We start from the raw sequence: 12764 nt of genomic DNA on the forward strand, positions 1-12764 counted from the left end.
TGAACATCAAATAATCGCACGTTTTTCCTCTTTTCATATTAAAGTTGTCACTGTTGTATGAGTATGGTTTACTCATACAGGCTTTGGCTAAGACGAAGGTGTAGCCTATACTATTGTCATTTGTTTTTTAGACACGAAAAAGCCCACGAGAGAATCATCGTGGGCTTTTTATAGATTAACTTATATCAGAGAATCAAACTCTAATATTAGTTAGAAATAAATAATGCACCTGAATAAGTTGCAATGTAAGAATTTCCACTTTTTTTAGATGATTGGAAAGTCAAAGTTCCTCTGTACCAAGCATTATATTTATATTCACTATAGTTTGTACTTGATGGAAAATTTGTATTGCTGAAGGTCATTGTAATTGTTTTGTTATACGATCTGATTGGGACAACAGCTGCGGCTCTAAAACCAGAATCGTTATTGTTACTTTTTTCTGGTTCAATTGAAATCCCTTCTAAAGAACCTAAATACCCCTTTTCAAATTCTAAATACTGCTCATCGTTCACTTCTACTTTTGCACTATTACCATTTATCTCTACGCTATCAGTAACCGTAGAAGCATTTGCCTTATGTGAAAATACCATAAAAGATCCTAACGCAAGTAACATAACCATCAATTTTTTCATGCAATTAACTCCTTCTTATAAATATTTTTACATTTTAAAAATACCATGAAGAATTTTTTTAATCAACAAATCTATTTTGAACGATCCAACAATCATTATTTATTCTTCAACACTTAGAAATTGACTAGCTATTACCAAAATAGTAAGCTAAAGCTATGTTGATTATATGAGGTTAAAAAATCCAATAAGTGCACCTTTTATTTTCAACTCTCTCAGTGCCAACGTTACCAAACGTTGGCACTTTTTTGAGTTTTATTTCTGCAATCATTGGCTTTTGTATAATTAAAAAGGTAAATCATCATTTGACACATCAATTGCCGAACTGCTTTGTGCAAATGGATCCGTTTCTTGTTTTGGTAGCGGCGGCGGTGTTGGTTTGTTTTTTTCAGCTGTTTCGTTGGATTCATTCGCACGCTGCTCAGACACATCTTTTGATTCCATTAATTGCAACGTCTCTGCCACGACTTCTGTGACGTACACTCGTTGTCCTTGTGGGTTATCGTAAGATCTTGTCTGAACACGTCCAGTCACGCCGAGAAGCGTCCCTTTCTTTGCGTAATTGGCAAGGGTTTCGGCTGGTTTACGCCAAATGACACAATTTATGAAGTCAGCTTCTCTTTGACCGCTTTGATTGGTAAAATTTCGATTCACGGCCAAAGTGAACGTGACCACTGCAGCACCGTTCGGTGTAAATTTTAATTCTGGATCTCTCGTTAATCTTCCTACTAATACGACGTTATTGATCATGCTTTATTCGGTTCTGTTGCAAAGTTTTAAATCTACTATCAAACAAGGTAGAATAATAGAAAAAGATAGCAGGAGGAACGAAGATGAAGCATTTCAAAGGGAAACAATTTCAAAAAGACGTGATTATTGTCGCCGTTGGCTATTATCTTCGTTATAACCTCAGCTATCGAGACGTTCAAGAAATACTTTATGATCGTGGCATTCATGTGTGTCATACAACGATTTACCGTTGGGTACAAGAATACGGCAAAGCCCTATATCAAATTTGGAAAAAGAAAAATAAAAAATCCTTTTATTCATGGAAAATGGATGAAACGTATATCAAAATCAAAGGGACCTGGCACTATTTGTATCGCGCGATCGATGCAGACGGTTTAACGCTGGACATTTGGCTACGTAAAAAACGCGACACACAAGCAGCCTACGCATTTTTAAAACGTCTTAGAAAGCAGTTTGGCGAACCAAAGGTTCTAGTCACAGACAAGGCACCATCTATTGGCAGTGCGTTTAAAAAATTACAAAAAGCTGGTCTGTATACGAAGACAGAACACAGAACAGTTAAGTATCTCAATAACTTGATTGAGCAAGATCATCGACCAATCAAACGTCGGAATAAATTTTATCGAAGCTTACGCACTGCCTCAACAACGATTAAAGGCATGGAAACGATTCGCGGAATATACAAGAAAAGCCGAAAAGAGGGCACACTCTTCGGCTTTTCGGTTTGCACTGAAATCAAGGTCTTATTGGGTATCCCAGCTTAAAAAGCAGTCAAAACGGAATGCTGGTTGTTTATTTTAAAACTTTGCAACAGAACCTTTTTTATCTCGCCTTATTTTCTTTTTTGGTTTTTGTCAATAAAATCTTAATACAAGGAAAATTTTATTGCAACATAATTTTGTATCATATCTATTGTCATTTTTCCCATTTTCAGTAATACTATAATTTTAAATTTGAAAAAATTTCAGTGTAATCAGCATAGTGAATTACCTTTAAATAGAAACTAACCAAGCTCAAATATTTATTAAAAAGCGAAAGAGCATAAGGTAAACGCACCACTCTCATGTTGAAAGTGGCAAAATAGGCTGTGCCTATTGCGTTTTGAAGAAAATGAATGTGATACCACAGCATAGTTTTTAGCAGTTGTCAGGGAGTTGTTCAGAGACTACTCAAGTAGTCATTTTTGCGAAAAGTAGTCTCTAGATACCACCACCGATCGTCCTTTTTGAAAGACAAATTTTTACAAATACTTCGCAATCAGATCATTGTAAGTGAGCGATTCTGAATTTAGTTTTTCTTCTTTTGCTTTCTCTTTTTGATTATTAACGGGTCTTTTTTGTGATTTATTTTTTGCTTTTTTTCGCCGACTATTCGCCCATTTTCCTCTTTGTTGTGCCTTTACTTCTTTGTATTTTTCAGAGTTTTCGAGATCAAAAATATCGACGTCCATCGTTTCTGCAAAACTAGTTGAATAAATTAAAAGTTCATCCAAACGGTTTAAAAGTGCCCGCATTTGGATATTTTCTTTTGTCTTTAATCGATACAATTCCAAAATAATATAGCGAATTAAGGCACTATCCGTTGCCGAATCTTCCACTGCTAACAGTTCTTTTAATTCTTCTAATGCTTCTCTATGTTCAGGATCAATATAAATTTGCAGCCGTTCCTTTGTCATTTGTTTTCACTTCTTTCAGTCTGTTTATTTTTTAGTCGTATATTTTGCTACTTCTTAAGTATAATAAATATAAGCAATTGAAATATTCAGAAACAACGGTGCACATAATGTTAGTGGGTTTTGGTTGTGCTAAATACTTTATATAAATCTTCATATTGTATTATCCCCCTCTATTGGTAACAACCGTTATGCATTTTACGAGCTTTATCTAAATGATCAATAGGATTTATCTTATTTATTCCCTAGTCCATATTGTTTTCCATATGATATTCTAGATAGTCTAAATTATTAGTATAGTGAAGTTTATTCTCTTCTTTACTTCTATTTAACGCCTCACCTATTGTATTAATAAATCTCGATCTTGGTTAACAAGATCATTTTTTAAAACCAAATATATATCCTGATTTCAATCACTGACAACACATAGATTCTTCTTCTCTAACGAATCTATTATAAATTGAGATAGTTCATAATCGCTAGATATTAATTTATCCACTGTCAAATTTGCTGGATTAGATATTAGTATTATAAATGTATTTTAAAGAAAACAAGTGTCTTCTTCATAACTATTACATCTCCTCCATCCTCAAAAATTTATACCAAAAAACAAGAAAACAAATGCAATATAAAGGAGGATTCCCCCTCCAAAAAAAATAAAAAAGTAGAAAACATATTTAGTCGTTTTGCTAATATCATTCGCATTTCTTATCTTAATACTAATAAAAATATAAAACCCTATGAGTATTAAAAGTGGTAGCATTTTGATCAACAATTTTTATCCTTCCTTTGAGAAAATCATTTTGGAACTTTTTTTTATGTTAACCGATATTATAATTTAAATTTTAATGATTATTCATACACATTATATGCGTCAAGTAAATCGCTATAATTAAAAACTAAGAGATATACTGTAACAACTATACGTAAAATAGCAATACATTTTGAAAACGGATCAACTTCAACGTTAAAGACACTTTTAATTATGTTAGATAAATTAATCGCCACAGTAACTCACCTGGTTTCTTGAAAACTAAAAATGCGGCCGCAATCCTTTAGGAATTTACTATAGATCTACTCTGAAAAATAAAATAAATTCATTAAATTGAATTAAAACGTTTCTAAATAACACAATTTATTACACTTAAATCTTTTGATAAAGGCCTATATAAAGATTTACACCATTTTTCTGACAAAAATACTACCTGTCCAAATAATACTCATATTCCACCTGTATACATTTTAAAAACATAAGAGAAAGCCTAGTATTCTTTACTCAGCTTTTATAGATACATATATCTATACCTTCAATTCCTTCTTCCAACATTCATAAGACTCAACAGTTGCACTTTTTTTCATTCTTCTACAAATTCCACTAAACAATGACCACTTATAATCATCAAGAATGGCAGTACCTACTCCCCCTAATCCTAAAAAAAACAGTAAAAGTAAATATAAAAATAACATCATATTCGTCCATAACGATAAAAGAGTCAACAAAAGAGAAACTAAGCCTACTGTAACAAATGAAAAGAACAGAATACCATAATAAATCTTCAAAAGAACAGATCATTCTTTGATTCTATTAAGAACAGATAACTCCTCCTCCGTCATCAATCAATCCACCTGTTCTTTCTTCTTTTTTGGATTAATACTCTTTAAAAACCTCTCCTCCAATACCAATAAATGACGATAAACATCATCCATCGACCAGCCTGAAGAAAGACTAAGGCAATATAAAAAATCACAAGGTAACGTTTTTACTGCACGGTTTCTTGTTACCCAGCTTGCTACTGTACTCTGCTTATAGCCATGTAACTCACAAAATTGCTCTACCGTAAGACCTAACCGCGAAATAATAAACACATTGATCGGGTAGGGATATACAAAGGTATTGATACTCATAGTCAGAAAGACCTCCCACCATATTATTACGTTTGCAATAATAGTAATACTCTTTCTTAAGACCAGCAAGCAAGGCGGAGAAAAAAGAAGGAACGTATCATAGATATAATGTAATAGGCAATTTGCACCTTTTAATTTCAGCTTGTATCGATCATGAACAGATCTGTTTGCACGCCGATCTTATTGGGTTCTATCAAGCGTTTCAGTGCTGTCTGGATAAACATGTATTCTCTTCCAAAAGCTTCTGAGATCGCAGCGAAATAAGCCCCCTGGCTTTCTTTTTTTAGCCGGATAACGGAGCGCATCAATCCATGTATCGAAGCTAGCATAATACCCCCATTACGACCAGCACGAACACGAAAATGAATTTTGTTCTCTTCTCTTAACTGCTTCAGTACTTTGTCCAGGGAACGTTTTGGGATCTTTAAACGTTCAGTTAACTCTTTTTTTGTAGAAAGAATGTATGGTTGTTCTTCATAGGATTGCTCATTCAAATAGGACAGTAGATCTTCTGCCCATTCATGACTATGTGAATACTTGCGAACAGCTCTTTCTTTCTTGAATTTCCACCAACCCCGTTTTTTATTGAATAGCTGCTCTTCAGAAAGATTGGCATCGACCCACTCTTGGCATAATAGGACAATTTTTTCTCTGTGCGCTGCTTGATATTTTCCGGAGTAAGCGGAACGAATGATTCTGGTTAATTCTCGATCAGATAAAGGGTTAGCCAAGCGGTCATTGAATTCTAACATCGTCAATTCACATGCTTCTACTTCGTATCCTGACGAAAAGTATGCCAAAGACAAGGTGAATATGACATTATTTCGACCGTATACGCCCTTTTCACCTTGTATTTTTTGACTTTTTAGCAACAGCTGGAACCAAGGTTCATCAACTTGACGAAATTCTTGAGTAGATGGCAATACAAAAACGTTCTTGATCTCCGCTTTTTTGTCCGCATCTTCTCTCATTGACCAGTCGATCCATTCTTCGAAACTATAACGATACTGTGGTTCAAAGAATAAAACATTCTCTTCAGAAGGCATTCGTGTGATCCCAAAATGATTGGCATTTACATCAACAGGAAACCGATAATCATTTGAAAATTTGTTTCTTAGATTTTTTGAGATCATTTTAGCCACATTGATCACTTTAAAATTTGATTTCTTCGTCACGTATGCAGGCTTGTCTAGTACATAGAAAGCTTGAAATCCATGCGGTGTACGTAGAATCATTGTAGGCATAAAGCCAATCTCGTGACTGGCCAAGATAATTTCTCCATAGTCAAAGTTTGGATCCAATGTGTCAAAATCAACAAAGAATGTATTGATTTGACGTAAATTGTCCTCCGAGTGGCCTTTTGTAAACATTCTGGCTTCATCAGCATACGTTCCATAGCGAAATACATTTGGGGTCCAATGAGTGAATCGATTATTGTTTTCGATCACCCCTTCTTCTGAAGTGATCACTAGTCCAATCCCCTCGATCATGTGTTCCTTTGAACGGTACGCAAAAATAGCCCCCTTCCCCGACTGATCACTAAAAGAGACCGGTTTTAGGTGGCTGTTTTTATATTTGAATTTACGGATACCATTTTGTAATACCGTCGAATAAACGACATCCAAAGAAGCTGCCATGACTGTTATTCCTTCCTAAACAAAAAGAGAACACAAATAATCTTAAAGATTTGTGTTCTCTCAATGGCTTAGAAGTCTCAAATGAATGACAAAATAAGCGTATATATATTGAGTTGCTCGTCAAAAAATGGTAAAATAAACCTATAGGTTCGGATTGGTAGTCCGAATAGATTTATTCAAATCACATAAGTGGTTTCCAGCCACTTACATAATTTCCATGAGACGAGCGAGAACACATAGTTGTTGTATGTGATTCAGATGAAGAAGTGAGGCCAAATTCACTTTTTTATCCGTCTCTTTTTTATATGTATTATTTATTTGAATATAACAAAACAGTTAAATTTGTACAAGAAGAAATTTTTATAAAGTATAAGTTATACTTAAATAAACCTCATATAAGTTATACCTAATTAGATATTATTGTATATCTTATACTTTAAATCCCTTCATTAGGTAATAAAACGATACCTTCAAAATAAGCTTTCCCTGACAACAGATATTTTTTTACGCCAAAACATAAAGTATAACTTATACTTTATGTTTTGGTAATCAGTAATAACTTATACTTTTATTGTTGGATGGCTTAAAAAAATTAAAGCTTATCAAATGCATCTTTTATTTCTTCTCTCAAGTGTTCCTCTTTCGCCACACCTAATTTTTGTGTAATATATGCTTCCGATAAAGTGTCAATAAGTTTTTCAAAGGTAATCCTCCCCTGCACTGATTGAAGTTCCTCAACGTAATCTTGTAGTACGTTTAATTTTGACTCCAAAGCAGGAGATATTTTTTTTGGTTTTGTAACTTTAAATCTCTCATCTGTAATTTCTATAGGACGTCCTCGTTTTTTACTTGCTGCTGAAGTAGTCGCTTTTGGTTTCTTATTTATCAAAGAAGAGTGTCCAAATTCGTTTTCTCCTCTAATTGATACAGATTTTTTCTTTTTTATTCCTGGCTGTAAGAGCCCAGCATATTCTGTATCAACTTTGGTATCAACATTAAATTCTTTCCTTTCACTCATATTCTTTCCCTCCTAGCTATTCTTCAAATATCTTTCTGCGTGATTCAAGTTCGGCAAGTATTTTTATAAACGGTTCATGTGCCCTATAGTCCCATTGATCATAATTTCCGTTTCGATACTTTTTCAAAGATATCCCTTCTCTTGAATAACGTTTTAGTCGTTTTTGGAAATTAACAATATTCTTCGATACAGCGGATCCATATAAATCTATAGCCTCGCTCAATACACTTTTATCTAAATCATCGTCTGGTTCAAGCATGCATGCAATTATAGAAATCACTTCAAGGTCAATATCGTAGTTGTTAATCATAAATTTTTGGTACCCAACATATTTTCCAATTCCATCTAACGATTCCTCTTGTGTTTGAAAAGCTATTATACTGTAATCAGAGGCCGCCATAGCATTATCTGAATATGCACTAATAGTTGGAGGTACATCAATAAAAATAGTCTCATAATTTTCTTTGATAGGTTCTAATAATTTTTCTAAAACCATGATTTGTTCTTTCTCATCTTCAAAGTTAGCAATAACATAGTTAGAAAACGATCTAAAACTTGTATCACATGCAATTAAATCTAGATTTTCCATAATCGGCGTTATACAAATTGAAAGGTCTTCTTCGTTGATCCCATCTACTATTGTTTTATCAATATGATCTAAGTCAACAGTTCTTGCTAATATTTGTGAAGCGTTGGCTTGCGGATCAATATCTATTACCAGTGTTTTTTTCTTATTTACTACAGCATTATCAAAAGCTAGCATTGTAACTATCTTGGTTTTTCCTACTCCACCTTTAAAGTTCCCGACTGTATAAGTAGTTGCTGTCATATTTTTACCTACTTTCTTTTATCTTTATTTAAAGTATAACTTATATATTCGTTTTAATCAATATTTATTTTATACTTTATATGTCGATAAAAAGTATAAGTTATACTAAAAATATTTAATATATCTGCTATATTTCATTTAATAGCAGATCCATACTACAAATCCCTTGAATTACTGTTCTGGCTGACGAAAAAAAATCACTCTGATAAAATTTCAGAATAACATTTATGGTATAAGTTATACTAAAAATATTTAATATATCTGCTATATTTCATTTACTAGCAGATCCATACTACAAATCCCTTGAATTACTGTTCTGGCTGACGAAAAAAAATCACTCTGATAAAATTTCAGAATAACATTTATGGTATAAGTTATACTAGAATAAACGTATATCTTATACTTTATTATTTAATGTATAAGATATACTAAATATATTTAATATATTTGCTATAATTTAAGTTAATAGCAGATATATACTAAAAATCCCTTGAATTACTGTTCTGGCTGACGAAAAAAATCACTCTGATAAAATTTCAGAATAACATTTATGGTATAAGTTATACTAAAACAAACGTATATCTTATACTTTATTATTTAATGTATAAGATATACTAAATATATTTAATATATTTGCTATAATTTAAGTTAATAGCAGATATATACTAAAAATCCCTTGAATTACTGTTCTGGCTGACGAAAAAAATCACTCTGATAAAATTTCAGAATAACATTTATGGTATAAGTTATACTAAAACAAACGTATATCTTATACTTTATTATTTAATGTATAAGATATACTATAATTAATTAGCAAATAATCTATGATCCTGTTTTTAATCATTTAATTTCCTTGACTAAAAAAACGAACATGTGTTCTAATATGTATATAAAACGTATCTTTTTTTTAGAAAAGGGGATTTATCATGGCTATGCAATTTGGCGTAAATCCAAGGTTTGACTATACTAAAGAACCCTCACGAGATATTCTCTGTATCGACTGTAAGTCATTTTATGCATCCGTAGAATGCGTAGAAAGAGGACTAAATCCTTTAAAGACAAAGTTAGTGGTCATGTCCTATCCTTCGGACGATCCTTCTCAGCGAGGAAGTGGGTTAATCCTGGCATCGAGTCCGGCCGCAAAAAAAGCCTATGGAATTTCTAATGTCAGTCGATCACGAGATCTTCCTTTTCCGTATCCGGAAGACCTCGTGATTGCACCACCGAGGATGGCACTATATATGAGAAAGAACATGGAGATCAACAATATTTACAAGAAGTATGCTGATGAGCAAAATCATGCCGTATACAGCATCGATGAGAGCTTCGTGGACGTCACAGACTCATTAAAGCTGTTCGGTGCAAAGGACGCAAGAGAGCTGGCGAGAATGATTCAAACAGACGTTTATCGACAAACTGGAATCTTCACAACGATCGGGATAGGTGACAATCCGCTCTTGGCCAAGTTCGCACTAGACCTCGAAAGCAAAAAAAATTCAGATATGAAAGCAGAATGGCGCTATGAAGACGTTCAGCAAAAGCTTTGGTCAGTAGAAAACATTACAGACGTTTGGGGTATCGGACGTCGGACTGCAATCAGACTGAATCGAATGGGTATATTTACTATGCATGATCTGGCACACGCAAATTACTATCAGCTGAAGCAAAATTTTGGTGTCTTAGGTACTCAACTATATGCACACAGCTGGGGCGTCGATCGATCATTCTTAGGTCAGAAATACAAAGTAAAATCTAAGTCGATAGGGAACAGTCAGGTGTTAAACCGTGATTATACACGTCGAAATGAAATAGAAATTGTAATCAAAGAAATGGCTGATCAAGTAGCAACAAGATTGAGAAGATCGGGAGCTAAAGCTGAAGTCGTTTCTTTGTGGATCGGATTTTCAATGGGCTACGTCGATCAATCAGGAATTCGAGGATTTCACCAGCAAATGAAGGTGCCAGCAACTAATAGCAGCAAACAAATAGCAAACTACTTACTACAGATATTTGATCGTCATTACAAATACCAGGACATTCGAAATGTGGGAGTAAACTGTTCAAAGCTCGTTTATTCTAATGCTTTGCAGCTTGATCTCTTTGAAGATCCGGACGAGCAAGTAAAAGACTTAAAAATCGATTATGTGGTAGATACTATACGCAAAAAATACGGGTTTAAGTCGATCGTTCATGCAAATAGCATAATGGAAGGTGGACGTGCGATCGCTCGCAGCAGCCTTGTCGGAGGGCATGCAGGTGGTATGTCTGGACTTGAAGGTGCTGAAGGTCATGGTAAAACGTACTAAGAAAACTTTTACGGACTATAATCAATACAAAGATCGACCATTCGGATTGAAGTGGGCAACGGCTTACGCCATGGATGATTTGATGAAAGGTATCTTAGAAAACGAAGCCTGGGCTACAAAAGAAGTTGTTGGTTTGGATTTAATGAACCGTGAGGAAATCGACGCAATTCTATCAGAATCGTTCCTTTATCACAAGCCTATATCGCTGCAATTAAACACTAAAGACGAATTTGGGCGATTTTTGGATCCTGTCGAAGGACAATTTCTTGGTGAAGCATATGAAGATTATTTTGTACTCAATGAACAAGCGATCAATTGGACAGATGTCCGACATGTATCCATAAAAAAAGAGGAAAAATGGTTTAATGTTGATTATTTTCAGGACAGAGAGTCTTCTCGCAACAAACAAAAGAAAAAAGCGAGTAAAATAGAAAAAGAGATTGAGCTAATCAAAAATGAGTATTATCAGGACTTTGCAGACGACGATTGAAGATCATTGTCCATCATTTAACTTTGAAATTGTCTTAGAATGGCTCTGTGGCACACGATTTTTAAACAGATCAGAAAAGGAGAGGAAGAATATGTGTGGAAGATATTTTTTTGATTTATCATCAAGAGAATTGAAAGACTATTATGATCAAGTGATTCCCAATGCTACCAGCAAGCAAATTCGAGTTGGATACAATGAAATTTTCCCTTCAAATCATGTTGTGACCTTAGCAGTCAACCAGGAATCAAAAATTGTTCCTGGCGTTACCAAGTGGGGATTCCATGGATTTAAAAAAGGCCAGCTCATGATCAATGCACGGGCGGAGACAGTGGAAGAAAAGAAAACTTTCTCAAAAGCCTTCAGAGAAACACGTTGTGTATTCCCTCTTTCTGGATTCTACGAATGGGATTCCGAAAAGCGGAAACTATTGTTTACTTCAAGTGAGAGTGACGTTTTTTATTTAGGCGGCTTTTATCGCATTCATAAAACTGGTGCAGGTTTTGAAACGGAATCGATCATAATGACGACCAAGCCTAATGAATCGGTTTCATCTATCCACGATCGTATGCCGCTGATCATCCAGAAAGATCACATTGAGAAATGGATCACTGAGCTAGATTTTGCACGAAACTATCTTACAGCTGGCATGCCAGAATTATGTCGCACTGAAGTAACAAAATAAAAAAAGAGCGAATCTTTCATAGTAAGTAGTTCAGTTTTGGAGTACAAAATGACAAAATGTACTTCAAAATGGACTACTTTTTTCATTTTAACTTACATACCAAATTACATACAAAATGATTTATAAAATGCAATTGAAAATGATAATTGAATGAAAATTTGTGATTTTGTGGTATTATGATAATATAACTTATAGAAAAAATTGCTTATTCAACTAACGGGCAGGATAATGAGAAAAGGTTTTTTGATAGAAATAAGAAATTAGATGGTAAATTAGTTAAAAAGGCTGTGTTATAAATGAAAGTTTCTTTGATTGCTGCGATGGATAAGAATAGAGTGATTGGCAAAGAGAATGACATTCCTTGGAGGATTCCCAAGGACTGGGAATATGTTAAAAATACTACAAAGGGACATCCGATAATATTAGGTAGGAAGAACCTTGAATCAATCGGAAGAGCCTTACCTGACAGAAGAAATATTATTCTGACGAGAGATAAGGGGTTTACCTTTAATGGTTGTGAAATTGTTCATTCAATAGAAGATGTTTTTGAGTTATGTAAAAACGAAGAAGAAATTTTTATTTTCGGAGGAGAACAGATTTATAATTTGTTTTTCCCTTATGTTGAGAAAATGTACATCACAAAAATACATCATGAATTCGAAGGAGATACTTTTTTTCCAGAAGTGAATTATGAGGAATGGAATGAGGTATTTGCCCAAAAAGGGATAAAGAATGATAAAAATCCGTATAACTACTATTTTCATGTATATGAAAGAAAAAACTTATTGAGTTAACGGGTGCGTTAATTGAAGAAGAACAGTAAAGATAAAGCACAAGAGCTTGGGA

Annotated in this window: 12 protein-coding genes; 5 read left to right on the plus strand and 7 right to left on the minus strand. The window is 34.0% G+C overall.

Features of this window, described 5'->3' with window-relative positions:
* Positions 1–206 precede the first annotated feature (206 nt).
* A complete protein-coding gene (locus Q1X33_RS15555) occupies positions 207–632 on the minus strand; it encodes a hypothetical protein (RefSeq protein ID WP_005237629.1) in 426 nt (141 codons plus the stop codon).
* Between the two features lie 282 nt (positions 633–914).
* A complete protein-coding gene (gene ssb / locus Q1X33_RS15560) occupies positions 915–1379 on the minus strand; it encodes a single-stranded DNA-binding protein (protein WP_005237631.1) in 465 nt (154 codons plus the stop codon).
* An 83-nt stretch (positions 1380–1462) separates the two neighbouring features.
* Between ssb and Q1X33_RS15565 the strand changes: the two genes are divergently transcribed.
* Positions 1463–2143: an IS6 family transposase gene (locus tag Q1X33_RS15565; protein WP_104870840.1), complete on the plus strand. Its 681-nt coding sequence runs from the start codon at positions 1463–1465 to the stop codon at positions 2141–2143.
* A gap of 476 nt (positions 2144–2619) precedes the next feature.
* Here the strand turns inward: Q1X33_RS15565 and Q1X33_RS15570 are convergent, their stop codons facing one another.
* The 5 genes from Q1X33_RS15570 to Q1X33_RS15590 form a co-directional block, all read right to left on the minus strand.
* Positions 2620–3054, minus strand: coding sequence for a hypothetical protein (locus Q1X33_RS15570; RefSeq protein ID WP_002337532.1), 435 nt, complete (start codon positions 3052–3054; stop codon positions 2620–2622).
* 1614 nt (positions 3055–4668) lie between these two features.
* Entirely contained in the window at positions 4669–4956 is a 288-nt protein-coding gene (locus tag Q1X33_RS15575) for a type III secretion system protein PrgN (protein WP_096741223.1), read from the minus strand.
* 137 nt (positions 4957–5093) lie between these two features.
* On the minus strand, positions 5094–6593 hold the full coding sequence (locus tag Q1X33_RS15580) for a primase C-terminal domain-containing protein (RefSeq protein WP_301969800.1): 1500 nt from the start codon (positions 6591–6593) through the stop codon (positions 5094–5096).
* Between the two features lie 592 nt (positions 6594–7185).
* The gene (locus Q1X33_RS15585; protein ID WP_104871092.1) at positions 7186–7611 is read right to left on the minus strand and encodes a hypothetical protein; all 426 of its coding nucleotides are present in this window, start codon (positions 7609–7611) and stop codon (positions 7186–7188) included.
* A gap of 16 nt (positions 7612–7627) precedes the next feature.
* On the minus strand, positions 7628–8440 hold the full coding sequence (locus Q1X33_RS15590) for a ParA family protein (protein ID WP_029486053.1): 813 nt from the start codon (positions 8438–8440) through the stop codon (positions 7628–7630).
* Between the two features lie 926 nt (positions 8441–9366).
* On the opposite strand from Q1X33_RS15590, the gene Q1X33_RS15595 reads away from it, so the two are divergent.
* The 4 genes from Q1X33_RS15595 to dfrG all read left to right on the plus strand — a co-directional run bounded on the left by Q1X33_RS15595 (position 9367) and on the right by dfrG (position 12712).
* Complete coding sequence (locus tag Q1X33_RS15595; RefSeq protein ID WP_104871093.1) at positions 9367–10746, plus strand: Y-family DNA polymerase; 1380 nt, start codon at positions 9367–9369, stop codon at positions 10744–10746.
* Positions 10730–11236, plus strand: coding sequence for a hypothetical protein (locus Q1X33_RS15600; RefSeq protein WP_005237743.1), 507 nt, complete (start codon positions 10730–10732; stop codon positions 11234–11236). Before Q1X33_RS15595 ends, Q1X33_RS15600 begins: the two co-directional genes overlap by 17 nt.
* Positions 11237–11327: 91 nt before the next feature.
* Complete coding sequence (locus tag Q1X33_RS15605) at positions 11328–11918, plus strand: SOS response-associated peptidase (RefSeq protein ID WP_002287938.1); 591 nt, start codon at positions 11328–11330, stop codon at positions 11916–11918.
* Positions 11919–12214: 296 nt separating this feature from the next.
* Positions 12215–12712: a trimethoprim-resistant dihydrofolate reductase DfrG gene (gene dfrG / locus Q1X33_RS15610; protein ID WP_000868795.1), complete on the plus strand. Its 498-nt coding sequence runs from the start codon at positions 12215–12217 to the stop codon at positions 12710–12712.
* Positions 12713–12764: the final 52 nt, after the last annotated feature.

Source organism: Enterococcus sp. B2E4 (assembly GCF_030499455.1).
GTDB classification, from domain to species: Bacteria; Bacillota; Bacilli; order Lactobacillales; family Enterococcaceae; genus Enterococcus_D; species Enterococcus_D casseliflavus.